Annotated in this window: 28 protein-coding genes and 1 tRNA gene; 11 read left to right on the top strand and 18 right to left on the bottom strand. The window is 68.8% G+C overall.

Features of this window, described 5'->3' with window-relative positions:
- Positions 1–485: 485 nt before the first annotated feature.
- From IWX89_RS12900 to dnaK, 5 genes are read right to left on the bottom strand one after another with little or no spacing between them, the layout of a single operon-like run.
- Positions 486–1649: a class I SAM-dependent methyltransferase gene (locus IWX89_RS12900; RefSeq protein ID WP_196903941.1), complete on the bottom strand. Its 1164-nt coding sequence runs from the start codon at positions 1647–1649 to the stop codon at positions 486–488.
- A 6-nt stretch (positions 1650–1655) separates the two neighbouring features.
- Positions 1656–2075, bottom strand: a complete 420-nt coding sequence (locus IWX89_RS12895) for a heat shock protein transcriptional repressor HspR (protein WP_307836552.1) — start codon at positions 2073–2075, stop codon at positions 1656–1658.
- A 2-nt stretch (positions 2076–2077) separates the two neighbouring features.
- Positions 2078–3079, bottom strand: a complete 1002-nt coding sequence (locus tag IWX89_RS12890) for a DnaJ C-terminal domain-containing protein (protein ID WP_196903940.1) — start codon at positions 3077–3079, stop codon at positions 2078–2080.
- Entirely contained in the window at positions 3072–3662 is a 591-nt protein-coding gene (locus IWX89_RS12885; protein WP_196903939.1) for a nucleotide exchange factor GrpE, read from the bottom strand. Before IWX89_RS12885 ends, IWX89_RS12890 begins: the two co-directional genes overlap by 8 nt.
- Complete coding sequence (dnaK, locus tag IWX89_RS12880) at positions 3662–5530, bottom strand: molecular chaperone DnaK (protein WP_196903938.1); 1869 nt, start codon at positions 5528–5530, stop codon at positions 3662–3664. The genes IWX89_RS12885 and dnaK overlap by 1 nt, the downstream gene beginning before the upstream one ends.
- A gap of 237 nt (positions 5531–5767) precedes the next feature.
- Here dnaK and IWX89_RS12875 point away from each other — a divergent pair, with 237 nt between their 5' ends.
- The 4 genes from IWX89_RS12875 (at position 5768) to IWX89_RS12860 (ending at position 9149) form a co-directional block, all read left to right on the top strand.
- Positions 5768–6367, top strand: coding sequence for a hypothetical protein (locus IWX89_RS12875; RefSeq protein WP_196903937.1), 600 nt, complete (start codon positions 5768–5770; stop codon positions 6365–6367).
- Between the two features lie 73 nt (positions 6368–6440).
- Positions 6441–7766, top strand: a complete 1326-nt coding sequence (locus IWX89_RS12870) for an MFS transporter (protein WP_196903936.1) — start codon at positions 6441–6443, stop codon at positions 7764–7766.
- A gap of 72 nt (positions 7767–7838) precedes the next feature.
- The gene (locus IWX89_RS12865) at positions 7839–8645 is read left to right on the top strand and encodes an isocitrate lyase/phosphoenolpyruvate mutase family protein (RefSeq protein WP_196903935.1); all 807 of its coding nucleotides are present in this window, start codon (positions 7839–7841) and stop codon (positions 8643–8645) included.
- Positions 8646–8708: 63 nt separating this feature from the next.
- Positions 8709–9149, top strand: coding sequence for a hypothetical protein (locus tag IWX89_RS12860; RefSeq protein WP_196903934.1), 441 nt, complete (start codon positions 8709–8711; stop codon positions 9147–9149).
- Positions 9150–9166: 17 nt separating this feature from the next.
- On the opposite strand, the gene IWX89_RS12855 is transcribed toward IWX89_RS12860, so the two are convergent.
- Both IWX89_RS12855 and dcd read right to left on the bottom strand, forming a co-directional pair.
- Positions 9167–9688, bottom strand: coding sequence for a hypothetical protein (locus IWX89_RS12855; protein WP_196903933.1), 522 nt, complete (start codon positions 9686–9688; stop codon positions 9167–9169).
- A 79-nt stretch (positions 9689–9767) separates the two neighbouring features.
- Positions 9768–10373: a dCTP deaminase gene (gene dcd, locus IWX89_RS12850; protein ID WP_196903932.1), complete on the bottom strand. Its 606-nt coding sequence runs from the start codon at positions 10371–10373 to the stop codon at positions 9768–9770.
- Between the two features lie 71 nt (positions 10374–10444).
- Between dcd and IWX89_RS12845 the strand changes: the two genes are divergently transcribed.
- Positions 10445–10515, top strand: a tRNA-Gly gene (locus tag IWX89_RS12845).
- On the opposite strand, the gene IWX89_RS12840 is transcribed toward IWX89_RS12845, so the two are convergent.
- The 5 genes from IWX89_RS12840 to IWX89_RS12820 form a co-directional block, all read right to left on the bottom strand.
- Entirely contained in the window at positions 10515–11252 is a 738-nt protein-coding gene (locus IWX89_RS12840; RefSeq protein ID WP_196903931.1) for an SOS response-associated peptidase, read from the bottom strand. The two genes, IWX89_RS12845 and IWX89_RS12840, sit on opposite strands and share 1 nt — an antisense overlap.
- A 40-nt stretch (positions 11253–11292) precedes the next feature.
- A complete protein-coding gene (locus IWX89_RS12835; protein WP_196903930.1) occupies positions 11293–12165 on the bottom strand; it encodes an ABC transporter permease subunit in 873 nt (290 codons plus the stop codon).
- On the bottom strand, positions 12162–13106 hold the full coding sequence (locus IWX89_RS12830; RefSeq protein ID WP_196903959.1) for an ABC transporter ATP-binding protein: 945 nt from the start codon (positions 13104–13106) through the stop codon (positions 12162–12164). Before IWX89_RS12830 ends, IWX89_RS12835 begins: the two co-directional genes overlap by 4 nt.
- 103 nt (positions 13107–13209) lie before the next feature.
- Positions 13210–13431, bottom strand: a complete 222-nt coding sequence (locus tag IWX89_RS12825; protein ID WP_196903929.1) for a PLD nuclease N-terminal domain-containing protein — start codon at positions 13429–13431, stop codon at positions 13210–13212.
- A gap of 30 nt (positions 13432–13461) precedes the next feature.
- A complete protein-coding gene (locus IWX89_RS12820; RefSeq protein WP_196903928.1) occupies positions 13462–13776 on the bottom strand; it encodes a 2TM domain-containing protein in 315 nt (104 codons plus the stop codon).
- Between the two features lie 177 nt (positions 13777–13953).
- On the opposite strand from IWX89_RS12820, the gene IWX89_RS12815 reads away from it, so the two are divergent.
- Positions 13954–14847, top strand: a complete 894-nt coding sequence (locus IWX89_RS12815; protein WP_196903927.1) for a D-hexose-6-phosphate mutarotase — start codon at positions 13954–13956, stop codon at positions 14845–14847.
- Positions 14848–14978: 131 nt separating this feature from the next.
- On the opposite strand, the gene IWX89_RS12810 is transcribed toward IWX89_RS12815, so the two are convergent.
- Entirely contained in the window at positions 14979–16415 is a 1437-nt protein-coding gene (locus IWX89_RS12810) for a nitronate monooxygenase (RefSeq protein WP_307836551.1), read from the bottom strand.
- 167 nt (positions 16416–16582) lie between these two features.
- On the opposite strand from IWX89_RS12810, the gene IWX89_RS12805 reads away from it, so the two are divergent.
- Positions 16583–17110 (top strand): Asp23/Gls24 family envelope stress response protein, encoded by a 528-nt coding sequence (locus IWX89_RS12805; protein ID WP_231383242.1) that lies wholly within the window; start codon positions 16583–16585, stop codon positions 17108–17110.
- Between the two features lie 102 nt (positions 17111–17212).
- Positions 17213–17476, top strand: coding sequence for a GlsB/YeaQ/YmgE family stress response membrane protein (locus IWX89_RS12800; protein ID WP_196903926.1), 264 nt, complete (start codon positions 17213–17215; stop codon positions 17474–17476).
- A gap of 75 nt (positions 17477–17551) precedes the next feature.
- On the opposite strand, the gene IWX89_RS12795 is transcribed toward IWX89_RS12800, so the two are convergent.
- Together IWX89_RS12795 and IWX89_RS12790 are read right to left on the bottom strand one after the other, a co-directional pair.
- The gene (locus IWX89_RS12795) at positions 17552–18073 is read right to left on the bottom strand and encodes a DinB family protein (protein WP_196903925.1); all 522 of its coding nucleotides are present in this window, start codon (positions 18071–18073) and stop codon (positions 17552–17554) included.
- A gap of 9 nt (positions 18074–18082) precedes the next feature.
- The gene (locus IWX89_RS12790; protein WP_196903924.1) at positions 18083–19396 is read right to left on the bottom strand and encodes a serine hydrolase; all 1314 of its coding nucleotides are present in this window, start codon (positions 19394–19396) and stop codon (positions 18083–18085) included.
- A gap of 198 nt (positions 19397–19594) precedes the next feature.
- Between IWX89_RS12790 and IWX89_RS12785 the strand changes: the two genes are divergently transcribed.
- Positions 19595–20017 carry a DUF4383 domain-containing protein gene (locus IWX89_RS12785; RefSeq protein WP_134540430.1) on the top strand — a complete coding sequence of 141 codons (423 nt, stop codon included), beginning with the start codon at positions 19595–19597 and terminating at the stop codon, positions 20015–20017.
- A gap of 60 nt (positions 20018–20077) precedes the next feature.
- The gene (locus tag IWX89_RS12780) at positions 20078–20677 is read left to right on the top strand and encodes a hypothetical protein (RefSeq protein WP_196903923.1); all 600 of its coding nucleotides are present in this window, start codon (positions 20078–20080) and stop codon (positions 20675–20677) included.
- Positions 20678–20797: 120 nt separating this feature from the next.
- On the opposite strand, the gene IWX89_RS12775 is transcribed toward IWX89_RS12780, so the two are convergent.
- Positions 20798–22099 carry an ATP-dependent RecD-like DNA helicase gene (locus tag IWX89_RS12775; RefSeq protein ID WP_196903922.1) on the bottom strand — a complete coding sequence of 434 codons (1302 nt, stop codon included), beginning with the start codon at positions 22097–22099 and terminating at the stop codon, positions 20798–20800.
- A 138-nt stretch (positions 22100–22237) separates the two neighbouring features.
- Here IWX89_RS12775 and IWX89_RS12770 point away from each other — a divergent pair, with 138 nt between their 5' ends.
- Positions 22238–23281: a hypothetical protein gene (locus IWX89_RS12770; RefSeq protein WP_196903921.1), complete on the top strand. Its 1044-nt coding sequence runs from the start codon at positions 22238–22240 to the stop codon at positions 23279–23281.
- A 22-nt stretch (positions 23282–23303) separates the two neighbouring features.
- On the opposite strand, the gene IWX89_RS12765 is transcribed toward IWX89_RS12770, so the two are convergent.
- Positions 23304–25298: a cytochrome c oxidase assembly protein gene (locus tag IWX89_RS12765; protein ID WP_196903920.1), complete on the bottom strand. Its 1995-nt coding sequence runs from the start codon at positions 25296–25298 to the stop codon at positions 23304–23306.
- A 117-nt stretch (positions 25299–25415) separates the two neighbouring features.
- Positions 25416–25703 (bottom strand): HU family DNA-binding protein, encoded by a 288-nt coding sequence (locus IWX89_RS12760; RefSeq protein ID WP_066598601.1) that lies wholly within the window; start codon positions 25701–25703, stop codon positions 25416–25418.
- Between the last annotated feature and the right edge of the window lie 249 nt (positions 25704–25952).

Raw genomic sequence — 25952 nt, 5'->3', positions numbered from 1 at the left:
GGCGGACCAGACACAAGTTTGAAACTGACAGAACAAATCATTACTGACTTGCTTTGTTGTTTAAATGTTTTCCAAAGGAATCTCTTCCGCGGTACTCCCTAGAAAGGAGCCCTACGACCGAGGTTTTTGGCATTTGACATTGTGCACGCTGTTGAGTTCTCAAGGATCGGACGCACCCGACTTCAGGCCCAAATGGGCTGTCGCTTCGGGGCTCTTCCTGTTGTTTCTTGTTGTCGTGTTCGGTCCCGGTGAAGGGACTCAACACAACATCATCAAGCAGAATCTGACTGGCAGATTTTGACTTGGGATTGGTCCCGCTTGAGGCCGGTAAGCACTTCCGCTTTCCGAACCTGTGGGGTGACTTGAATGACATTACGGTGAATCCCCGGGGGCCGCAACTCTCGCCTACATCCCGGGCGTGTCGCCCTCGGATGCGGGTCAGCACGGGCTCGACCGGCGGTTCTCCGCCACGGTCCGGGGGGGGGTCAGGAACGGGTGGACACCGTGACGGTGAACTTGGAGTTCCGGCCGACCTGGTGGGTGGGTCCGACGATGCGGGTGAGCGCGGGACGATAGCCCAGGTGCGTGTTCCAGACCGTCCAGAGCTCACCGCCGGGTGCGAGCACTCTGGCGGCGTCGTCGAAGAGCTTGAGGGCGATGCCGGCGTGGACCGAGGACCCGATGTGGAATGGCGGGTTCAACAGGATCAGCTCAGCGGAGGCATCCGGTCGGCTCGCGAGGGCGTCGTCCCTGATCACGGTGACCCGGTCGGCGATGGAATTGGCGACCATGGTGGCGCCGGCCGACGCGACGGCGGCCGCGGACTGGTCGGAGGCGATGACGGTGAGGTCGGGGCGGCGCAGGGCCAGGCCCGCCGCGAGCACGCCGGTGCCGCAGCCGAGGTCGATTGCCGTGCGGGCTCCCGGTTTCATCCGGCCGAGGAACTCAAGCAGGTACCGGGTGCCGATGTCGACGGTGGTTCCCGCGAACGCCGCGCCGTGCGCGCAGACGGTGATGGCCAGGTCTTCGTGGCGCTGGCTGTGCGGCCAGTCCGGGGCGGTCCCGGTCGAGGGCGGACGGATCGGGCCGGTCGCGACCAGCACCCGCGACTTCTGCCGGGCCGGAGTCACATCCAGCCGGGTGAAGTGGCGGGCGAGCACCCCGTTCATCGCCGGCGCCATGTGCTTGATCCGGCCACCCGCGAAGACACTGACGTCGGCGGCGGCCCACCGAGCGATGGCGGCGGCGATCTCGTCGAGGGCCGACAGGCTCCGCGGCAGCTGCAGCAACACGACCCTGGCGCCGACCAGCAGCTCCTCGGCGAGGCCCACCGACCGGTACGTCCCGGCCAGACCGGCGTCGGCGGCGTTGCGGGCGAGGGCGAGTTCCCCGGAGAGCATGTCCTGGTGCACCCGGATGCCGCGGGCTCCACCGAGGTGCGCCGCGCCCAGGGTCAGGGCGCCGTATCGGTCCTCGATCACGACGACCTCGCCGGGGGCCGCGGCCGCGAGGGCGTCGGCCGCCTCATCGAGGATCAGCCGGTCGCTCGCATCCACGGCGAAGAGGTTGTCGGCTTCGACATCCGGGTAGCGCCGCAGCCGTTCGAAAGCGAAGGGGGACGGCTCGGCTGCCCCGGTCAGGTGCGTCATGCGACCCTACTCCCGGTGGCCGAGCGGGCGCCAGATCACGATCTGGTTCGCGCGCCTGGTGCGGGTGCCGGCGCGCATCGAGATGACCTCACCGGCCGAGCCGGCCGCGAAGACGCGGCGGCCCGGTCGGTTGAGCAACTCGTCGGCGAGTGCCGCCTCGAGCTCGCGCAGGCGGGCCTCGAGCCCGCGAACATGGTCTTCGAGTTCGAGGATGCGCCGGATACCCTCCAGGCTCACACCCTCGGCACCCAGATCCGCGATCTCACGCAGTTTCGCCACGTCCCGCATGGAATACCGGCGGGACCGACCGGGGGTGCGGTCGGGGCTCACCAGCCCCAGGCGGTCGTACTGGCGGAGGGTTTGCGGGTGCATGCCCGCAAGCTCCGCCGCCATCGAGATCACGAAGACCCGGGTGTTCTCGTCCACCGCTAGTCTCTCGCCTTCGCCAGGAGGTCGTCGCGGGGGTTCTCCTTCGGCAGGGCTGCCGCGAAGGCTTCGAGTTTCTCCTCCGCGTCCTTGGACAGGTGCGACGGCACGGCAACCTGCACCTCGGCGAGCAGGTCGCCGGTGCCCTTGAGCGTCACGACGCCTCTCCCCTTGACGCGCAGCACGCGCCCACTCGGCGTGCCCGGCGCGATCCGCAGCTTGACCGGGGGGCCGCCCAGCGTGGGCACCTCGATCGTCGCCCCCAGGGTGGCCTCGACGAAGGTGACCGGAACGGCCACCCGGAGGTTGAGGCCCTCGCGCTCGAAGACCGGATGCTTGCGCACCGAGACCGTGAGCACGATGTCGCCGGCCTCGCCGCCGTCGGGGCTGTGCTGCCCCTGGCCGCGAAGCTTGATCTTCTGCCCATCGGCGACACCGGCCGGGATCTTCACCTTGATCGCGCGGCCATCCTGCGTCTGCAGCGTGATCTGGTCACCATGCGTGGCCGTGATGAAGTCGACCGTGGTCGACGCGATGACATCACGCCCACGGGTCGGGCCTCCGTAGCCACGGAAACCGCCGCTCGTGCTGCCGAACCCGCCGCCACCGCCGCCCCGGCCGAACAATCCGCCGAGGAGGTCGTCGTAGCCGCCCTGCTCGTAGGAGTAACCCTGTTGCCGGGCCCCTCCTCCGAACATGCCGCCGAACACGTCGTCGAAGCCGCCGGCCTGCCCGCCGCCGCCCCGGGGGGCGGTGAAGCGAGCTCCACCGCCCATGGCGCGAACGGCGTCATACTCCTTGCGCTGGGCAGGGTCGCCGATCACCGAGTGCGCCTCGCTGATTTCCTTGAACTTCGCCTCGGCCGCCGGGTTGCCCGGGTTGGAGTCAGGGTGGTACTTCCGCGCCAGCTTCCGGTAAGCCTTCTTCAACTCGGCCGGAGTGACATCCTTCGATACCCCCAGGACCTTGTAAAAGTCCTTGTCAAACCAGTCCTGGCTAGCCATCGCTCGGTACCTGAACTACGACCTTGGCCACCCGCAGGAGCGTCGAACCGAGGAAGTAGCCGGTCTCCACGACATCACCGACGGTGTCCACCTCAATGCCCGCGGTGGGCATCTGGAAGATCGCCTCGTGCACGTTCGGATCGAAGGGCTCCCCCACCGCACCGAACGGCTTGACGCCGAGGCGCTCCACGCTCGCCCGCAGCTTGGCGGCAATCGTGCTGAACGCCGTGTCGGCGACGAGGTCGCCGTGCTTCTCCGCCCGGTCCAGGTCGTCGAGCACCGGGATCAGGCCCTTGACGACATCCACGGTGACGCGCTCGCGCTCGACCTCGCGGTTCGCCTCGGTGCGCTTGCGGTAGTTCGCGTACTCTGCGGTGACCCGCTTGAGGTCGGCGAGGTGTTCGTCGGACGGCTCGGCGGCTTCCCGGTCTGCGGCGTCGAGGATGTCCTGGACGGTGAGTTCGTCCTCGTCGATCCCGTCGGCTGGAGCGCCGGTCTCCGCGGTGTCGTCCGCCCCGGGGGCACCCTCAGCGGGCACCCCCTGCTCGAACGGCTCGTCCTCAGGACGCTTGTCGTCTGCCATTACTTCTTCGCTTCGTCCTCGTCGTCGACAACCTCGGCGTCGACGACGTCTTCATCGGCGTTGCCCGACTCGGCCTTCGGCTCCCCGGCGTCGGCGGGAGGCGTTGCGGCATCCGCCTGGCTGGTCTTGTAGATGGCCTCGCCGATCTTGCCCTGGCTCTCGTTGAGCTTGTCGAACGCGGTCTTCACGGCCGCGTCGTCGTCTCCGGCCAGTGCGGACTTGAGGGCGTCGACGTCGGCCTGGACCTCCGTCTTGACCTCCTCGGGGAGCTTCTCGTCGTTCTCCTTGATCAGCTTCTCGATCGAGTAGGCGAGCTGCTCCGCGGTGTTGCGGGTTTCAGCGGCCTCGCGGCGGCGCTTGTCCTCCGCGGCGTGCTCCTCGCCCTCGCGGACCATGCGCTCGATGTCTTCCTTCGCCAGCGACGAGCCGCCGGTGATGGTCATCGACTGCTCCTTGCCGGTGCCCTTGTCCTTGGCGGACACGTGCACGATGCCGTTGGCGTCGAGGTCGAAGGTTACCTCGACCTGCGGGATGCCGCGCGGTGCCGGCGCGATGCCGGTCAGCTCGAACGTGCCCAGGTTCTTGTTGTCGCGGGTGAACTCACGCTCGCCCTGGAAGACCTGGATCGCCACGGACGGCTGGTTGTCGTCTGCCGTCGTGAACGTCTCACTGCGCTTGGTCGGGATGGCCGTGTTGCGCTCGATCAGGCGCGTCATGATGCCGCCCTTGGTTTCGATGCCGAGGCTCAGCGGGGTGACGTCAATGAGCAGGACGTCCTTGCGCTCGCCCTTCAGCACGCCGGCCTGCAGAGCGGCGCCGACGGCGACGACCTCGTCCGGGTTGACGCCCTTGTTCGGGTCCTTGCCACCGGTCTCGGCCTTGACGAGCTCGTAGACGGCGGGCATGCGGGTGGAACCTCCGACGAGCACGACGTGGGCGATGTCGCCCACCTTGATGCCGGCCTCACGGATGACGTCCTGGAACGGCTTCTTGGTGCGGTCGAGCAGGTCTTCAGTCATCTTCTCGAACTGGGCGCGGGTGAGCGTCTCGTCGAGGTTCGCCGGGCCGTTCTCGGTGAGCGACAGGTAGGGCAGCTGGATGCTGGCCGACATGCTCGAGGACAGTTCCTTCTTGGCCTGCTCGGCGGCTTCCTTGAGGCGCTGCTTGGCGATCTTGTCCTTGGAGACGTCGACGCCGGTGGTTTCCTTGAACTTCTTGATCAGGTGGTCGACGATGCGCTGGTCCCAGTCGTCGCCGCCGAGGCGGTTGTCGCCCGCGGTGGAGCGAACCTGGATCGTGGAGAAGTCGTCGTCCTTGCCCACCTCGAGGAGGGAGACGTCGAAGGTTCCGCCACCGAGGTCGAAGACCAGGATGAGCTCGTCTTCCTTGCCCTTGTCGAGGCCGTAGGCGAGTGCGGCGGCGGTCGGCTCGTTGATGATGCGGAGCACGTTGAGGCCGGAGATCTCACCGGCCTCCTTGGTGGCCTGGCGCTCGGCGTCGTTGAAGTACGCGGGAACGGTGATGACGGCATCCGTCACCTTGTCGCCCAGGTACGCCTCGGCGTCGCGCTTGAGCTTGGCCAGGATGCGGGCCGAGATCTCCTGCGGGGTGTACTTCTTGTCGTCGATGGCGACGTTCCAGTCGGTGCCCATGTGGCGCTTGACCGAAGCGATCGTGCGGTCGACGTTGGTGACGGCCTGGCGCTTGGCGGTCTCACCGACCAGCACCTCGCCGTCCTTGGTGAAGGCGACCACCGAGGGGGTGGTCCGGAAGCCTTCGGCGTTTGCGATGACGGTGGGTTCTCCACCCTCGAGGACGGCCACCACAGAGTTGGTGGTTCCGAGGTCGATGCCTACTGCACGGGCCATGTGTGCGTTCTCCTTCAAAAGTGTTTCTCAACGTGAGTGATCGGTATGATTCATCAGACTTGAGCGGTAATGACTCAAGTGTGGCATCACCACAAATCCGAGTCAAGCCGGGCACCTGAAAGTTGAGTGGGAGTGACTCAACTTTGCGCCGGCGCATTGGGCCGACGCATTCGACGACCGCCAGTGGACTCCGGGGTAGGGGTCGCCGATTTCGCCTGATCCCATTAGGGTTCGGCCATGAGGAGCTCACGCACGGCCTGGGCCGGCGGGCGGACGGTCGTTGCCGCTCTGGCCGTGGCATCGGCAGCGACCCTGATGCTGGCCGGGTGCACCGCCGCGGTGACGGATGCCGAGGGCGCGGCGTCGACGACTCCCCCGGCGACCGCCGGCACTCGATCACCCACTCCGACCCCGGCGGCTCCTCCCGTCACCTGCGAGAACGCGCTGCTGCCCGGCGGGTACGCCGAATTCGAGGCGCAGGGGCTCCGGCCGGATGCCTTCACCACCTGGGGCCCCAACCCCGACCGGCGGATCGAGGCGCTGGTCATCGCCGGGCCGGGCATCACCTGCTCGTGGCGCACCGCCGAGGGCGACGGGCTGGCCTATTTCGCTCAGATCGCGATGTCGGAGGCTGAGTGGGCGAAGACCAAGGCCGAACTCCAGAGCGACGGTTTCGTCGAGCAGGAGACTCCGGTTCCGGGCTACTTCAACGGCCCGACGCCCGACCCGTTGTACGGGGACGGGGGCTTCAGCTACCGCGACGGGTTCCTCTACTACACGCTCACTCCCGGGCTCACGAAGTGGGTGCCCGGCCTGTCGTCGCTGCCGCCGGAGTGACCCGGAAGCGGCCGGCCGGGGAACTCTTCGAGGATTCCCCCGATCCGGGGCCGCCGCCCACTACTCTGGGCGCATGACCGGGATTGCGCAGGGCGGCACGGATGCCCAGGTGTTGCCACACGAGACGAGTCGCCGCCGCGTGGTGGCCTGGAGCTTCTGGGACTGGGGCTCGGCGGCGTTCAACGCGGTGGTCACGACCTTCGTCTTCACCGTGTACATCACGGGTTCGTCCTTCGGCGACAAGGACGTGATCTCGGCGCAGTTGGGCTGGGCCCTGGCCATCGCCGGTTTCCTGGTCGCGGTTCTCGCGCCGATCACCGGGCAGCGCTCCGACACCTCCGGCCGGCGAAAGCTGTGGCTCGGGGTGAACACGTTCATCGTCGTCGTCATCACGGCCGGGATGTTCTTCGTGCAGGCCTCACCCGGCTTCCTGCTGCTCGGCCTGTTCCTGGTGGCCGCCGGCAACGTCTTCTTCGAATTCGCCAGCGTCAACTACAACGCCATGCTTGCCCAGGTCTCCACCCCGCGCACGATCGGCAAGGTCAGCGGCTTCGGCTGGGGCATGGGCTACATCGGCGGGATCGTGCTGCTGCTGATCGTCTACTTCGGCTTCATCAAGCCGGAGGTGGGCCTGTTCGGTGTGACCGGGGAGAACGGCCTTTCGGTTCGGGTGGCCATGCTGATTTCGGCGGCCTGGTTCGGCCTGTTCGCCCTCCCGGTGCTGCTCGCCGTGCCCGAATACCACTCGCCCGCCACCGTGCGGCGGGAACGGGTGGGCTTCCTCCGCTCCTACGTCGTGCTCGGCCAGGACATCGCCCGGCTCTGGCGCACCAGCCGGCACACGGTGTACTTCCTGATCGCGAGCGCGGTGTTCCGGGACGGCCTGGCCGGGGTGTTCACCTTCGGCGGGGTGCTCGCGGCATCCGTTTTCGGGTTCTCGCCCGGCGAGGTGATCATCTTCGCGATCGCGGCGAATGTGGTCGCGGGCATCGCCACCATCAGCGTCGGCGTTCTCGACGACCGCCTCGGTGCGAAACCGGTGATCGTGACGGCCCTGGTCGGCTTGATCGTCTGCGGCGGGCTGGTCTTCTTCCTGCACGACGGCGGGCAGATCGTCTTCTGGACCGCCGGCCTCGCCCTGACCCTCTTCGTCGGGCCGGCCCAGTCGGCCAGCCGCACCTTCCTGGCCCGGCTGATCCCGCCGGGGCGCGAAGGCGAGGTGTTCGGCCTCTACGCCACCACGGGGCGTGCGGTGAGCTTCCTCGCCCCGACCATGTTCGCGCTGATGGTCACGATCTTCGGCGAGACCTACTGGGGCATCCTGGGCATCGTGCTGGTCCTGTTCGTCGGCCTGCTCGTACTGATTCCGGTGAAACCGAAACAGGACCAAATCGGCTGAACACAACCTGTTTGTTCTCTGGACATTCGCTGAACTCTCGTCGGGGCCGGTCTTCCTTGTCAGGCTGGAGTGATGACTACCTTGCAGATCCAGAAGGCCGAACTCCTCAACGCGCTCCACCTCCCCGGGACTCCGCTGATTGTCACGAACGTGTGGGACGCCATCACCGCCACGGTCGTGGCGCAGGCGTCCGGCGTGCGGGCCCTCGCGACCGCCTCGCATTCGGTGTCGAATGTGCGCGGGCTGCAGGACGGCGAGGGACTCAGCGTGAACGAGGCCATCGCCGCGGCACGCCTGATCGTCGACGCGGTCGACCTGCCGGTCTCGGTCGATTTCGAGAAGGGCTACGCCCCGGATGCCGCGGGGGTGGCCCGAAACGTGCGCCGCCTGATCGAGGAGTCCGGCGCCGTCGGCATCAACCTCGAGGACTCGGTCGGCGCACCGAAGGCTCCCCAGTTCGACATCCCGACCGCGGCCGCCCGCGTCTCCGCCGCCCGCACCGCCGCCGAAGCGACCGGGATCCCGCTCGTGATCAACGCGCGCGTGGACACCCTCGCCGGCGGCGGCGAGTGGGACGAGGCCGTCGCCCGAGCGAACGCCTACCTCGACGCGGGCGCCGATGTGATCTTCTTCCTCGGGCTGAACGACGAGAACAAGGTGAAGCGCGCCCTCGACGAGGTCAACGGCCGCATCTCGGTGATCGGGCATCCGGGAGCCGTGCCGCTGGCCCGCCTCGCCGAGCTCGGCGTCTCCCGGGTCAGCTTCGGCCCCGGCTCACTGGGCCTCACCCTCGCGGCCCTGCAGCGCTCCGCAGCGCAGCTGACGGCCCTCGGCGACTACCCCGCCGACCTCGCCTTCCCTTTCGCCCTGGCCCCCTGATCCCTGACGAGGTCTAGGCTCTGCAGCGGCGGGCCGCCCGGCCCTGCTGGAAGGCGAGTCGTCGTGCCGATCTCTCCCGTTGTCCTGAAGCGTGCCCTGCTGGGCACGCTGGTCTTCTGTACCGTGTCGTCGTTCGGGGGCGCCGTGCTCGGTGTCGCGGCGAACGGCGCCGGCGTGCCCCTCCGCTATCTCGAGGGCTCGCCGTTCTCGTCCTTCGTCCTGCCCGGGCTCATCCTCGGCGTCGTTGTCGGGGGAACCCAGCTCCTCGCCGCGGTCGGTCTCTGGCGGCGACGCGGCTGGGCGCTCCTGGCCTCAGCCGTCGCAGGCTTCGGCATGCTGATCTGGATCTTCGTCGAACTCTCCGTGATCGAGGAGTACTCGGTGCTGCAGACGATCTACTTCGCCCTCGGCAGCGTCGAACTCATCCTGGTGTTCGGGCTGCTCGGGATCGCACCCGCCCTGGTACGGCCGGCATCCGTCACCGGCGACGGCGCACCCCGCTGAGGCGGCGGCCTCCGGCGTCAGCGGATGCGGGTGGCCTCGTTGTGCTCGACCAGCAGCCAGGTCGCGCCCTCGTCATCGGACACCCAGCCCTCCCAGGAGTAGGAGTCGTCCGTGATCGAGACGAAGTTCCAGCGGATCGGCCGGCCGTCGGTGCCCGTGCCGTCCTGGCGCAGGCCGTTGCGGTGCGGGGTGGCCACGAGGTGGCAGTACTCCCCGATCTTGGGCGCGAAATAGCTGACCCGCCAGGCGCCGGCGTGCGGGTCGTAGACGCGCACGGCCATCGCCACGGTCTCGAAACCGCTCGGGTGCGTGTCACTGGCGACCACCTCGAGGTCCTGCACGGCGCGCCCGTCCAGGACGAATTCGACGATCCAGGTGAAGTCGCGTTCGCGCCACTCCCCGCTGGCCTCGTCGAGCCGTGAACCCTTGGCCGCCCAACTGCCGACGAGCTGGCCGAACCGGCGCATCCGCCCGGGGTACTCGGGCGTCGGTCCCGGCGCGATGAGCGCCTCGGTGAAACGGGGCACGGATGTGGTCATGAGCCGATTTTACCGGGCGCGTGTTGCATCCGTATGAACGAGCGGCTCCCCCGCGGTCGGGCTACTCCCCCTGGTCGAACTACTCCGTGGAGGTCGGGCTTGCCGAGACCGTGACGTCGGTGCGGTGGAAGTTCAGGAACGACCGGGACGCCGTCGGTCCGCGTTGGCCCTGATAGCGGGAGCTGTACTCGCTCGAGCCGTAGGGCTTCTCGGCCGGCGAGCTCAGCCGGAAGAAGCACAGCTGGCCGATCTTCATGCCGGGCCACAGCTTGATCGGCAGGGTGGCGACGTTGCTCAGCTCGAGCGTGACGTGGCCGGTGAAGCCGGGGTCGATGAACCCGGCCGTGGAGTGAGTGAGCAGGCCGAGGCGGCCCAGGGAACTCTTGCCCTCGAGCCGGGCGGCGATGTCGTCGGGCAGGCTCACCTTCTCGTAGGTGGCGCCGAGAACGAATTCGCCCGGGTGCAGGATGAACGGCTCGTCCCGGGGCGTCTCGATCAGCCGGGTGAGGTCCGGCTGGTCTTCTGCCGGGTCGATGTACGGATACTTGTGATTGTCGAACAGGCGGAAGAAGCCGTCCAGGCGCACATCGATGCTCGACGGTTGGATCATGTCGGGCCGATACGGCTCCAGCCGGATTCGTTCAGCGTTGATTTCAGCCTTGATATCGCGATCCGAGAGCAGCACGGTTCAAGCCTAACGGCGTGGAGTTGATATGCTGGCACGGTTCGGTGCGGGCTTACCCCTTCACCCGGCGCGCGGATGTAGTTCAATGGTAGAACTTCAGCTTCCCAAGCTGATAGCGCGGGTTCGATTCCCGTCATCCGCTCACAGTCCCACCGGCGCAATGAGCTCCGGGTCCCGCTTCTCCTCGTCGGGCACCCGCGCGTTGTTGACGCGGCGCGACACCGGGTGGCTCCTGATGTTGCCGGCCACCGTCAGTGACGACCGGTCGAGCAGGTCGAGCAGGGCACCGGGGTCGGCGACCTTGCCCGGCCGTAGCCACTCATCCCAGGCATCCCTGGTGAGGAAGGCGGGCATCCGGTCGTGGATGTCGCCGGAGGCGTCCCTGGCCTCCCTGGTGATCACCGCCATGCTGTGCGACCAGGTTCCGTCGTGCTCCTGCCGCCCGGCGTAGAGTCCGGCCGCTGCCAGGACGCCGTCGCTATGGATGAAGTGCGGTTGTTTGCCGTCGGGCAGGTCTTCCCATTCGTAATAGCCGGTCATCGGCACGATGCACCGCCGGGAGGTGAACGCGGCACGGAACATGCCGTTCGTGGCCACGGTCTCGAGGCGGGCGTTGATCGGGGCCGGGCGCCGGGCATTGGTCTTCGAGCCGGCCGGCGCGGCCTTCGCGCCGGCCGCCCAGGCCGGGGCCAGGCCCCAGGTGGCCCCGTCCACCTCGCGGGTGACGGTGTGGTCGTGCTCCCACTCGCGCACGACGGGGACGAGATCGGTCGGGGCGATGTTGTACGACGGCCGCCAGTCCCGGAAATCGCCGCCGGATGCGACGAACTCCCGGATCAGGTCGTCGGTGTCCTTGTCCATCGCGAAGCGTCCGCACATGCGCACAGGCTATTCCGCGACGCCCGGCGCGGCAATGCGCCTAGACCCCGATGTCACGGCGGCGCAGCGCAAGCGCGGTGGCCGCGCCGGCGAGCACCGACCCGCCGTAGAACGCGAGCACCGACGTCCAGTCCGCGCCGTTCGTCAGCGGGTAGTTGCCGTAGGCCCAGTGGTAGGGCGAGAACGCGTGCAGCCATTCCAGGTCGGCGCTCTGATTGCCGATCGCGTTGAAGACGTAACCGCCGACGGCCACGAACGCCCCGCCGCCGATCCCCCACACCCGGCGGCCGGACAGCGCGCCGCAGAGCATCGCGGCGCTGCCGCAGAGCAGGGCGAGGCCGCCGAAGAGGATGCAGGTCTGGACGAGGTATGCCACATTCAGTTTCAACTCCGCCGGGCCGTCGAGAATGAGCACGAGCACGAAGGCGAGCACGGCGATCAGGACGATCTTCAGCGCCATGGCCGCGAACCGCTGAACGGCCACCTCCACCCGGGTGACGCCGTGCGCGAGCGTGAGCTCGAGCTGCCCCGACTCCTCGTCGCCGCCCAGGGCCGCCGCGCCCCAGCCGATCGATGCGATGCTGATCAGGACGAAGCCGATCAGGCCGAAAATGGTGGCCTGGGTGTACCCGGACCCGGTGCCGATCTGGTCGTAGTTGAGGCTTTTGACCAGGGCCGCGGGCATGGTGTCGACCAGCTTCTGCATGTCCGCGCTGGCCCCCATGCTCGGGAACAGCGGAAGGTAGAGGAAGGCGGCCACTCCGAAGCCGACGGCCCAGCCGATCAGGGCGCGCCAGCCATCCGTGAAGGCCTTGCCGAAAATGGGGACCGGCGCGCGGCGCACGTACTCCCGGCCGGTGGAGGCCCCGTCGCCCCGGCTATCCGCGTGGCGACGCTCCGTCGCCGTTGTCATGGGCGCCCCCCTCGCTCGGGACCCACCGGCGAAGCGGATGCCGCCGGCGCGGAGTAGAGACCCAGCACCGATTCCTCGAGGTCCGGTTCCTCCAGCACGAGGTCGGTCACCGCGAGAGTGGAGACGGCCTGGATGAACGGCCGGATGGCACCCTCCAGGGTGGCGACGGCTTCGGTGGCACCGGACGCGAGGGAGCGACAGACCAGGCCGCCCACGCCGTCGAGACGCTCGAGGCGCTCCGCGAGCTCGGCCGGCGGAATTCCGGTGGCCGTCATCCTTAAGTGGCGCACCGCGGTCTGGCGGAGTTGTTCGACACCGGCGACAGTGACGACCTGGCCGTCCCGGAGGATCGCCACCACGTCCGCGGCCTGCTGGACCTCGCTGATCACATGCGAGGAGAGGAATACGGTCTGGCCGCCTGCACGCACCTCTTTGACCAGGCTGAGGAACTCCTGTTGCATCAGCGGGTCGAGCCCGCTCGTGGGCTCGTCGAGCACGAGAAGTTCCGGATTGTGCATGAAGGCCTGCACGAGGCCGAGCTTCTGCTTGTTGCCGCGGGAGAGCGTGCGCACGTGGCTGTCGAGGTCGAGGTGGAAGCGCTCCGCGAGCTCGTCGATGTGGCCCCGCGGCACCGGTCCGGAGATGTCGGCGTAGTGCTGCAGCAGGCGCCGGCCCGTGATCCGACCCTCGAGGCTAAGTTCACCTGGCAGGAAGCCGATCCGCCGGCGGAGTTCCGGCCCGGCGTTGCGGGAGTCCTCCCCCAGCACCGTGGCCCGGCCCGAGGTGGGGCGGATGATGTCGAGCAGCGCCCGCATGATCGTGGTCTTCCCGGCGCCGTTGGGCCCGATGACCCCGAAGACGCCGCCGCGCGGAACGGTGAAACTGACCTCCCGCAGGGCGCGCGTGCGCCCGAATCGCTTGCTCAGCTCGACGACCTCGATCGCGTTGCCCGCCGCGCCGGCCTGGTGGTGCTGCCGCCCGGACCGGTGCGTGGTGTCGACGTGGCTCACGCTGTCTGTCCCTTCGGCTCCGCGGCGTGCAGGATCACCGGTGAGCGCGTCGACCCAACAGGAAGTAGGAGATCGGGCCGACGAAGTTCACCGCGATGACCACCGCCCACACCGCCTTTTTCCCGTTCACGAGCTTCGCCGGCCGGTTGGCCAGGTCCGACCACGCCAGGGCCGCCAGGGTGAACTGCACCGCCGATCCCACGATCGTCGCCACTCGTTGCCCGCCGGTCAGGTCACTCCAACGCCGCTTAGCCATGTCCTGCTCCGTCTCGTCGTGATTACTCCGCTACCTGCCCTTGCGCATCTCTCGCTCGATGTCGGCATCCGTGATCGCCCGGTGGTAGAACAGGCTCCAGGATTCCAGCACCAGTGCGACACCCCACCCGGCGAGTACCCAGCCGGGCCAGAAATAGCCCATGCCGACCGCCGCCCAGATGCCGATCAGGAACAGGTTGATCACAACATACGCCACAATGTCGTCGCCGAGCTTGCGTCTGCGTTCGAGCCTCCTGCGCGCCCATTCCCGGTCCGTTGCCGGCTGCGCCGAGCCGTCCTGACCGGGCACGAAGCCCGGTCGGCCTTGTTCCGTGAATCCTGACATTTCCGCCACCTCCTGGTTGGCTGGTCAGTTCGATCGGGCCGGCTGACGCGATCGCCCAGGGCACACGGTAGCCCCGCCGGACCGCCGCCGCCACGGGGCGAAGGTCCCGCAACGGCAAGGCCGCGAAGCTGCGAAACTGGAGTCCGGCGTTGGCGCTGCCAACATACTGGAGGCCCCTTGTCACCCGCACCCTTCGACCCGGCCGCTCTGCCGGCATCCGTTCACCTGGAGACCGGCGAGGGCGGCCTGCCCGTCGTGCGACTGTCCGGCTCGCACGGATCGGCCGAGCTGTACCTGCACGGCGCTCACGTGGCCCGGTGGACGCCGGCCGGCGGGCGGCCCGTGCTCTGGCTGAGCGCGGCCAGCTCGTTCACCGAGGCGAAGGCCATCCGCGGCGGGGTGCCGATCTGCTTCCCGTGGTTCGGCGCCAACCCGCTCGATCCGGGCGCCCCCGCGCACGGATTCGCCCGGCTGGCCGAGTGGGAGCTCGTCGCCGCCCGGGACGACGGCGAGACCGTGGCCATCACCCTGCGGCTGGCCGACAGCCCGGCCACCCGCGCCACGGCCTGGCCGCACCGTTTCGAGGCGCTCTACACCGTGACCGTCGGTGCCCGGCTGAGCCTCGCGCTCACGGTGACGAACCGGGACACGGATGCCGTCAGCTTCGAGGAGGCGCTGCACAGCTACCTGGCGGTGGACGACATCCTCGCCACCGGGGTCACCGGCCTCGAGGGTGCGCCCTACCTCGACCAGCTCGCCGGGATGTCGGTCGGGACGGAGACCGGCCCGGTGCGGTTCAGCGCCGAGACGGACCGGATCTACCTGGACAGCCCCGCCGCCACCGCCGTGACTGACGGCTCGGGGCGCACCGTGGGAATCACGACCCAGGGCTCGCACAGCACGATCGTCTGGAATCCGTGGATCGGCAAGGCCGCCTCGATGGGCGATTTCGGCGACGACGAGTGGACCGGGATGGTCTGCGTCGAATCGGCGAACGTGCGGGAGAACCGGGTGACGCTCGCGCCCGGGCAGAGCCACACCCTGACGGCCGTGTTAGACGTCGTCGGCTGAGCCGGAGCCCGGCCGTCGCCGGGACACCGCGCTCGGGTGAGTTGCGGAGAAAGCACCCTCCCCCTCGCGAGGACGGTGCTTTCTCCGTGATTCACCGTGCAGCACGAGCCGGACGCGCGGCCTAGCGGGGCTCAGCGGACGGCGGGCACCTGGCCGAGCAACCAGGCCACGACGTCGGCCGCACCCCAGCCCTCAGGATGCGCGGCGCGGAGCAGACCGGCACCCTCGATGTCGTTGCCGAGGGTGAGCAGGGGCGACTCGACGTACCCGGTTTTGCGCGTTTGGCCCAGGCCGACGGTGGCGGTGAGCGCGTTACAGAGGCAGGCCCGGCCGACCGTGTCCTCGGCGGCGCCGCCCTTGCGCACGTACATGTGCACTGGCTCGCTGGGGCACCGGAAGCCGACGACCCCGTCCTTTCGTTCGTAGGGTTCGCGCAGGTAGCTGAGGTCGCAGAGCCGCACCCGCTTGTCGTAGACGGCGGCGACGGAGAGAGTTCCCGGCAGTTGCGCGACCTTGAACGGGAAGCCGGTCGGCGAGGCCGCGGCATCCGTTCTGATCGACAGTTCGCCGTCGTCGAGCCGATCGAGCACGGCGTCGCGAAGGGTGTCGGCGAGGCCGGACTCGCGGCTCAACGCGAACAGGGTGCCGACCTGCACCCCGGCCGCGCCGGACCGGAGGGCCTCGGCCACGCGTTCGGGCTGGCCGTAGCCACCGGCGAGCCAGAACGGCAGGCCCAGGTCCGCGATCTTCTCGAGGTTGGCGTCGTCGCGAGGGCCGTAGATGGGCTGCTTGTCGTCGTCGAGGGTGAGCCGGCCGCGCGGCGGCGCATTGTGGCCGCCGGCCGTCGGGCCCTCGATGATGAAGCCGTCGGGGCGGATCTCCTCGTCCCTGGCCAGGTAGAACGCGAGCACGTGCGCGGCGACGATCGCGAGGAACTTCGGGCGTTTCAGGGCGGGGAGCGCCTCGCCGAGCAGGGCGACCGGATCGACGCCGACGGTGTGCACCGTCTCCGAGCCGGAGACGTCGATGGTGACCCGGCCCTCCCGGCCGGCCGCGAACTCGTTCAACAGATGTGGGATCTCCCGCGGAATTCCGGCTCCCATCAGCACATAATCTACGCCGGCCAGCATCGCGCCCAAGGCCGCGGCGGGGGTGGCGAGCTGCACCTTCTCCATGTAGTTGATGCCGACCAGGCCGGCATGGCCCTCTTTCGCCAGCCAGACCTCGGCGAAGTTGCCGAGCACGCTCAGTTCCTGCTGATCCTGGGTGGGGTGCAGCGACAGCTTGGGAACGGGCAGGTAGGAGCCTCCCTCGGGGCGGCCGTCGACCAGGAAGAACCGCTCCAGCGCTCGCTCGGCGATGGCCGGCACCGGGAAGGCGGCGAGGGCCCGACGGATGTCGCCGGTCGCGTCGCCGTCCTGCAACCGCCGGGTGAGCACGGTGTCGAGCGCGATCCCGGACACGACGCCGAGCTGACCGGCCTGGGACACCGTGCGGGCGAGTTGCCATGAGGAGACGGCCATGCCCATGCCGCCCTGGATGACGACGGGCAGTGAGTATTCGAGCACGAGAACCTCCGTGGGTGTTGCCTGGGGCCCGCGAGTTCGGGTTTGCCGAGCCGGTTTCAGCTTAACTCAGGCCATATGCCCGACCGGGAGTGCACCTCGCCGAAAACGGCGGGCGGTGGCATCCGCGGAGCGCCTCCCGCCCCTGATTGTGACGTCTTCCAGTCTTTTTGCAACTTCGACGTGACGAATCCGTCCCGGCTAACGTCTTAGTAATTGACCAACCTGCGGTCGCCGCCCGTTCCGGGCGGGCAGACCGAGAGAGACTGGAGTTCACCATCACCGACACCACCGCATTCGAAGCCGCGCAAGCCACCGGCACCGGCAAGACCGTCATCGTGGACGGCGTTGTCGCGAAGATCGTCGGGATCGCGGCGCGTGAGGTTCCCGGGGTCTTCGCCCTCGGCGGCGGCGCCGTGCGCGCCCTCGGCGCCATCCGGGAGGCCATCAGCGGAACCGACCCGTCGCAGGGCGTGAGCATCACCGTCGACGAGACCCGCGTCGCCGTGGAAATCTCCCTGGTCGTGGAGTACCCCCACGAACTGCAGAAGGTCGCCGATGACGTGCGGGCCGCGATCACGACTGCGATCCACACGATCGTGGGCATGCAGGTGACCGCTGTCGACGTGACCATCAAGGACGTTCACTACGCCTCGGCCCCGGCCGACGCGCCCGAGACCCCGGCCGTCCCGGAGTAGTCCACCCGAGCGAACCCGCTCGACCCGCGCCCCGGCGCCCCCACCCGTGCACTGACCCAGGGTCCACCGACCCGATTCCCCCACAAAAAGAAGGACACACCCATGAGCTTCATCGGATTTCTGATTCTCGGACTTATTGCCGGCGCCATCGCGAAGGCGATCCTCCCCGGCCGTCAGGGCGGCGGCTGGTTCCTCACGCTGATCCTCGGCGTGATCGGCGCGTTCCTGGGCGGCTGGCTCGGATCAATCATCTTCGGGGTCAACCTCGGCGACTTCTTCTCGATCTCGACGTGGCTGCTCGCCATCGTCGGATCGATCATCGTGCTCCTGGTCTACGGCGCCCTCGCCGGACGTCGCCGGGCCTAACCGGCACACAGGCCCCCAGCCGAAGAACGGGCGCACCAGTCATGGTGCGCCCGTTCTTTTCGTGCCCTCCGCGTGTCAGTCGCCGGCCACATCGTGCAGATGATGCACCGGGTCGTGCAGGAAGTACCGGCCCAGCGTCACCACGGTGAACACGGCGCCGTCACTTCGGCGCCCGGTGCGCCCCCGGTCGTCGACGGCGACCTTGGCGAACGCGTCGGCGACGGATGCCGCGGCCTCGGTGAGTTCCCGGGCCACGACGGCAGGTTCCTGCTGGTCGTAGCGGTCGGCGACCGCCGTCGCGTCCTGGTCCCAATTCGGGAACGCCGGGTCGGTCTCGGTGAGCATCAGCCGCAGGCGTGCCTCAAAGATGCGGAAGACGTCGCGGACATGGGCCGCGTACTCCAGGGCCGACCAGGTGTTCTCGTTCGGGCGCACCGCGACATCCGCCCGGTGAAGCACCGGAATCCAGCGGGCCGCGTTCCGGCGCACGAGCGGCGGGATGTCGTCGAAGTCGACCTCGGCCGCCGCGAAACCGCAGTCGGGGCACCGGGTCTCGAGCACCCAGGTCCAGTCCTTCGTGTCTGCTTGGATTGCCATGGGCAGATCCTATCCGGCCGGTGCCGGCGCAGCGGGCGGGGCGCACGCCGTGGCGGCGCGGATCGCTTCCGCGGCCTGCTCCTCGGTCCACGGCAGGGGTGTCGTCGGTGCGGAGGCCGGCGCAGAGTCCGCGGCGGGGGCGGCGGTCGCTGCCCCCGTGCCTGCCGTGTCGCCAGCCGCCGGCACGGCCCACACGATGGCGGCGAGGCGCCGCGCCACGGCCTCGGCGAAACCGGCCCCGTCGGTCGAGTTGTTGAAGGCGACCACGATCGTGAGGCCGCTGGCCGGATCGGAGTACGCCGCCGAGATGAACCCGGGGATCGCCCCGGCCCTCCCGCGAAGCGGACCGAGCTGCTCGGCGCCGAGACCGTAGCGGCGCCAGTCTGGCGCGTCGGGTCCTTCGGCCACCGTCGCCCACTGCGCCTTCGCCGTCGCGTCGGTGAGCAGGCTGCCCTCGGCGAGGGCGCTCACCCACTTCTTCTGGTCGGCCAGGGTCGACACGGCGCCGGCCGCGGCACCGCCCATCGACGGCGACAGCTCGGTCACGGTGAGCACACTATCGCAGACGGGGTGCGCGGCCGCGTCGAGCGCAGCGGCGAGCCCCTCGGGGTGTGAGCCGGGCAGGCCCAGCTCATTCGGGCCGGGCAGGCTCGTGCCGGTCATACCCACCGGTTCGAGCACCCGGCCGCGGTAGAGAGACGACAGGTCCTGGTGGGCCGCCTCCTCGAGGGCCATCCCCAGCAGCACGACGCCGGTGTCGGACTGCGCCCAGACGCCACCGGGCAGACCCACGCGCGGAGACCCCATGCCGCTGGACACCACCTCCCGCCCCGGCCAGATCCGGGTCGGGTTCTTCACGAACTGCGGGAGCAGGTTCCGGGTGTAGTCGGCCAGGCCGGACGTGTTGCGGCACAACTGGCCGAGCGTGATCCCCTCGAGGCCCACCATCCGGTCGAGGTAGGTCGAGACCGGTTCGTCGAGCTTCACGACACCCTCATCGACGAGCTTCGCCAGCACAGTGCAGGTGAGCGCGGTCGTGTTCGTGCCGATCCGGTAGCTCATGGCCGTGCCCATCGGAACACCGTTACCCGGCGCCGTGGTGCCGGGCGACACGACCCATTGCCCGGCCCACGGCGCCCAGACGCCGGCGAGGGCTCCGCTGGAGCCGGACTGGGTGATCGCTTCGGCGAGTGCTGCGTCCAGGCGGCCGGCGACCTCCGCCGGGAACGGGGCCTGCACCTGCGGGTGGCTGTCGCCGGATGCACCGGCCGTGCCCGTGCATCCGGAGAGCAGAAGGGCCGCGCTCACCGCGAGTGCGGCCACGGCGCATCGTCGGGGCGCCCTCCCAGCGGTCATCATGGCATCTCGACGTTCATTCCGTTACCCCCATCGGCTGCTGACCCCTCTACGAGGGAGTGTACTCATGACCCGGATGCCGCGCGTGCATTGACCAAACCGAATCGCCCGGAACTCCGAATAGTTATCGTGCACGGATCGAGACACCAAACAGGAGGTCTTCTCATGCGCACATCACCCAACCGTCTCGTCGCCACGGTCTTCGGCGCCGTCTACCTGCTCGTCGGACTCCTCGGCTTCGCCGTGACCGGCGGCATCAGCTTCATCGCGACCGAGGGTGGCCTGCTCCTCGGCCTCTTCGCAGTCAACCCGCTGCACAACGTGGCCCACCTTCTGATCGGCGCGGCACTCCTGATCGCCGGGCTGGCCAGCGTTCCCGCCGCGAAGGCCGTCAACACCACGATCGGCGCGGTCTACCTGCTGCTCGGTATCGTCGGCTTCTTCATCGCGAGCACCGCGCTGAACATCCTCGCCCTCAACACGCCGGACCACTTCCTTCACCTCGCCAGCGCGATCGTGCTGCTCGGTGCCGGCCTCGCCACCGACAAGGTCGTCAACCGCACCCACGACCGCGCCGCCACGGCCTGATCGGCCACGACCCCGGCCCGCACCTTCCTCGTCAACGCCCGATCCACCGAAAGGCACGCCATGACCTCGATCAGCCGCCTCTGGCTCGCTTTCGCCGCGATGGGCGCCGGCACGATCCACCTCGCCGTCGGCGCAAGCGCCCCGGTACTCCTCGCGATCATCCTGGTCGGGTTCGGCGCCGCCGAACTCGGCTGGGGTGTCGTGACGCTGGTTCGCGGGCGGCTGGTCGCCGCGGACCTGGCCCTGTTCGGTTCCCTCATCCCCGTCTTCGTGTGGGGAGCGACGACGACGCTGGGCAGCGGGTTCGGGCTGCCCTCCGGCGCCACGGGCCTCCCCCTCTTCCCGATGATGGTGGCGTCTCTGTTCGGTCTCTTCATCGCCGCCGCCCTCGCGATCGGCCGCCGCACGGCCCAGCGGGGCATCCGCCCGTCCGGTGGCGCGTCCACCGGCGAGCGGGGCACCGGGCCAACGGATGGCGCAGCCACCCCGCAGGGCTGGCGCTTCCTCGTCGCACTCACGATCGGCGGGCTGTTGTTCTCCGGACTGACCACGCCGGCCCTGGCCGCGACGGAGGCCGGAGCCCACGCCGTTCCCCACGGCTCGCACGATCTTCCGGCGTCGACGACACCCACCCTCAGCCCGTCCGGCCACCACCACTGACCCCGGGCATCCGTCGCCTCGCGGCGCAGGTTTGGAATGGGGGCGCATGTTCGATCGTGCGCCCGTTTTCGCAACGTGCGCCGCGATGCTCGTGCGCGGCGCGGAGACCGGGCGGGCCGGTCAGGCGGACATGGGCGGCAGGTCGTCGCGCGGACCGTTCATGAAACGCTGCACGTTCTCGTCCACGATGATGTCGCTCGGCCGCAGCGGACGGGTGAGGTAGAGGCCGTCGAGGCTGGTCAGCCGGCTCAGGGCGACGTAGGTCTGGCCGGGGCTGAACACCCGCGCCCCGAGGTCCACGATCGCCCGCTCGTAGGTGGCCCCCTGGGACTTGTGGATGGTGACCGCCCAGGCCAACCGCAGCGGGAACTGCGTGAACTCGGCCACGACGTCCTTGCTCAGTTTCTTGGTCGTGGCGTTGTAGGTGTACTTGAACTTCTCCCACACGGCGGGCTCCACCTCGTGGGTGACCCCGTCGATGTCCACGTAGACCGTGGAGTCGACCCGGGTGACGGTGCCGATGCTGCCGTTCACCCAGCGCGGACCGCCGTCCTGCGGGGAATCGTTGCGCAGGAACATGACCTGCGCGCCCACCTTCAGTTCGAGCACCTCGTCGGCGGGGAAGGTGCGGCCGCCGAAATCGCCGGTGACGTCCGCCTTGGCGGTGAGGGCCTTCCCGGAGAGCCTCTTCAGGGCGGCCGCATTGATCCGGTTCACGGAATCGTTCCGGGTCGCGAGCGTGATCACGCCCTCCGTCGGCGGCTTCCGCTCCCCTGCCGCGTTGAGCGCCCCGCCGATCTCCGGCGTGACCTGGCCGTGCCGGACCGCGTTGAGCATGAGCTTGAAGTCCGCGTCGCGCTGGCGGTGCACCTCGCTGAGCTCGAAGATGCGCAGGTCGGCGTCCCGCCAGACCTTGGCGTCGAAGAACCACATCGACCGGTAGGTGTCGGCGAAATAGGCGCGCTCGTCGGAGTCCCCCGGAACCGGGGCAAGCTGGTAGGGGTCGCCGAAGAGCACGATCTGGGCCCCGCCGAAGGTGTCGTTGGGCCGTTGGCGGGCCTGGCGCAGGCTGCGGTCGATGGCATCCATCAGGTCGGCGTTGACCATGGACACCTCGTCGATGACCACGGTGTCGATCGTGTTGAGCAGCTTGCGCAGCTGGTCGTTCTGGTCGATCGGGTGATCGGCGATCACCCCGATCGGCAGCCGGAACAGGGAGTGGATGGTCTGGCCGCCCACGTTGAGGGCTGCGACGCCGGTGGGCGCCGCAATGACGATCTGCTTGCTGGTGTTCCAGGAGAGGTGGTTCAGCAGCGTGGACTTGCCCGTTCCGGCCCGGCCGGTGACGAAGACGTTCTGGCGGGTGCCCTCGATCGCCTGGAACACCTCGGCTTGTTCGCGCGACAGCGGGATCTCGGACACGGGGACGCTTTCGATGGGTGCGGGAGGGACATTCCACTGTATCCGCTGTCCTGCGACCGGCGGCCGTCAACACCCGGCCTGTGCACTCCGGCAGGGCGGGCGCCTGCCCGTGGACCCGCGCCATGGGAGGATGTTGAGGTGGACAATGGGGACGGCACGGGCCGTAGCAGCCGGCGACGCGCCATCCTCGCCATGGTCGTGATTGCCGCCCTCCTCTGTGCCGCCTTCGCGGCCGCGATCGGTTCGCTCAACCGCGACCTGTACAGCGCCGGCGGGTTCGTGCGCCAGTACCTCGAGGCCATCGCCAGGCACGACACGACGAGCGCGCTCCAGCTGCCCGGGGTCGAACTCACGGACAAGGCGCTCGCGGCCGCCAAACTGCCCCAGGACCTTCCGGCCACGCTGCTGCGACCGGCGGTGCTCGGCGCGCTCACCGACATCCACCTGACCAGTGACACCGAGGACGAACCGGGCAAGCACACCGTCGTCTACGGTTTCCGCCTCGACGGCAAGCCCGCGTCGATGGCGTTCAGCGTCGCCCACACCGGCACCTTCGCCGGGGTCTTCGACAGTTGGCGCTTCGCCGCCAGCCCGCTCGCCGTGTTGCAGGTCACGGTGCTGCACGAGGCGTCCTTCACGGTCAACGGCCTGACCCTCGACACCCGGGCACACGCGGCGGCCGATGCCCCGGCCACCTTCTCGAACCAGGCCGCGTACCTCGCGTTCGCGCCCGCGCTGTACTCCGTCGGCCACACGTCGAACCTGCTCACCGCCCCGGCCCAGCAGATCGCGGTCACGAAGAGCGGGGCCGCGGATGTCACGGTCGATGCCGAACCGAACAAGCTGTTCCTCGAACAGGTGCAGACCGAGTTGAACGGCTTCCTCGACGCCTGCACCACCCAGCAGGTGCTCCAGCCGTCGAACTGCCCCTTCGGCATCGAGATCAACGACCGGGTGAAGGGCGTTCCGGTCTGGACGATCGCGGCGTACCCGGTGGTGGCCCTGACCGCCGGAGCAACCACCTTCGAGATGGCCGACACCACCGGCCAGGCCCACATCGTCGTCGAGGTGCAATCCCTGTTCGACGGCGACGTCGAGACGCGCGACGAGGACGTCCCGTTCGCCGTGGCGCTGAGCGTGACCGTCCGGCCCGACGGATCGCTGGCGATCCAGCTGCACTGACCCGTTCGGCCCGTCGGCGCGTTCAGACCAGCCGGTCGCGGGAGGCCAGGGCGGCCAGCTGGTCGTTGTACCGCTTCAGTTCCGCCTCGCCGGTGCGGTCCGCGTTGCGGTCGGTGCGCCGGGACTCCTTCTCATCGCTGCGGCTCCACTGGATGGCGACGGCGATGGCCAGCGCGATCGTCGGGATCTCGCCGACGCTCCACGCGATGCCGCCGCCCATCTGCTGGTCGGCAATGCCGCTGAGGCCCCAGTCCCGTCCCATCGCGCCATACCAGTCGGCGAGCAGGAGCCCGGTGCCGGTCATCAGGGTCACGCCGAAGAAGGCGTGGAACGCCATCGTCCCGAGCAGCAGGAGCAGCCGGCCGGCATAAGGCAGTCGGTAGGGCACCGGGTCGATCCCGATCAGCGACTGCACAAAGAGGTACCCGGTGATCAGGAAGTGAACCACCATCCACTCGTGGCCGATGTGGTCGGTCGTCGCCCAGCTGAACAGGGAGGAGTAGTAGAACACCCACAATGACCCGGCCCAGAGTCCGGCGGCGACGAGCGGGTTCGCCAGGATGCCCGCATAGCGGGAGTGCACGGCCAGGAGGATCCACTCGCGCGGGCCCCGGCTGTCGTCCTGCCGCTTGCGGATGGCCCTGGCCGCGAGCGTCACCGGCGCGCCGGGCACGAGGAACACCGGCACGAGCATCGTCAGCGCCATATGCATGAGCATGTGCGACGAGAACAGGTAGCTTGCGTAGAGGTTGGCCCCGCCGTTGGTGATGTAGAACAGGATCAGCATGCCGATGACCCAGAGCACCGTGCGGTAGACCGGCCACTTGTCGCCGCGGCGCCGCAGGCGGGCCACTCCCGCGAGGTAGAAGAAGATCCCGAACGCGCAGAACAGCACCCAGGCCAGGTCGAACCGCCACTCGGTGAAATACCGGCCGAAGGTGAGTTCCGGCGGGAGCCCCTCCCCCGTCAGGATCTGGGCGGGGGTCGCGGTCGGCACCGACGTCGCCACGATCTGCGCCACCGGGGTGGCCGTGCGCGCCAGCGCCGCGGCGACGCCGGAGGCCAGGCCCATGAAGCCCAGTTCGGCCACGACAAGCCACCAGAACCAGGTGCGTGACCGGGCGTCGCCCGGCTGGGCGCTCCGTTGCATCCGGGCCACCAGGAAGCGGCGGTGCAGCACCCCGAACCCGCCGAGGGCGATCAGCGCGACCACCTTGACCAGCACGAGAATGCCATAGGCCGTGAGCAGCCGCTCCCAGCTGCCGATGCGGAGCTCGGCGCTGACATAGCCGGTGGCGGCGACGACGATAAAGCAGACCATGGCCAACGAGGAATACCGGGCGATCACGACGCCGATCCGCCCCCCGACCAGCTGTTTGCGGAGCACGACGATGGTGAGCAGGCCGCCGAGCCAGACGGCGGCGAAGACGAGATGCAGGCCGAGGGCGGTGATGGCCACGTCGTGCCCCTCCGCGCCGGCCGCGTGCCCCTGCAACGCCATGGGAACGAGCGCCCCGACGGCGAGGACCGCTACGAAGACCAGCGCGGTCTGGTTCCGCACCGCGAAGCAGAGCACCGTGACGCCCGCCGCGATGAGTGTCGTGCCGAGCCAGGCCTGGCCGAGTTCGATCTCACTGAAGAACTGCCCGGCGGTCGCACTGAACCTGTCGTCGAAGCTGAGCGGCACATTGGTTACCTGCAGGAAGGTGAGGAAGCCGGTCAGCGCAGCGGCCACCGTGAGCAGAGCGGCGGATGCCGCGGCGAAGTCGATCGCCGTGTTGAATTCCGGCTCCCGCGGGCTCAACGCGAAGCAGGTGAGCACGAGCGCACCGATGGTGCCGGCCGCACCGAGGTTGACGAGTAGTTTCGCCAGCGGAAGACCCCACCGCACGACGGGACCCGGGTCGGCGAGCAGCTGTCCGGTGGCGCCGCCGCCATACGCGAGGGCGACCAGGGCCGACAGCACGGCCACGATCAGAAGGACCGCCGGACCGGAGATGCGCAGGAGACGAGTCACTGACTCAGCCTATCCGCGCCCCACTGTCCCGAACGCCCAGACCTCCGTCACTGACACCAGGGAGGTTAAACACAGGGGGCGTCGACCGAAGTCGACGCCCCCCGCACGAAAGCGAGACTACTTTGCGGCGGCCTTCAGCTTGCTGCCGGCGGTCAGCTTGACACGGTGGCCCGCGGCGATGGCGATCTCTTCACCGGTCTGCGGGTTGCGGCCCGTGCGCGCAGCGGTAGCGGTGCGCTCGACTCCGAGCCAGCCCGGGATCGTGACCTTGCCGTCGTTTGCAACGGTGTCGGCGAGGGTTGCGAAGAAAGCGTTCAGAACGCCGTCGACAGCAGCCTGGCTCTGGCCAGAGTCTGCGGCAACCTTGGCAACGAGCTCGGTCTTGTTCAGCGACTTGTCAGCCATTGAGTGTCCTCCTCGGACCTTTGTCTGTAAAAACAGGTTTTCACGTAAATGCGGGCGACGCCGTGAGGGCGACCCCGTTGGTCGGTTCGACCGCGTTGAATCTAACAGAGTTCCGCGAAAAACCGCGGATTTACGGCGTTTTGAGACGCTTTCACCCCCGGAAGCGGCTCATTTTGCGCTCTCCGCGCAAAACAAAGGGGATGGCGACCGAAGTCGACATCCCCTTCACGGTTCAAAACCTGGGTTTCG

Origin of the sequence: Cryobacterium sp. MP_M3 (genome assembly GCF_015752155.1) — a bacterium.
GTDB lineage: Bacteria > Actinomycetota > Actinomycetes > Actinomycetales > Microbacteriaceae > Cryobacterium.
This window is presented reverse-complemented; position numbering and strand designations above follow the sequence as displayed.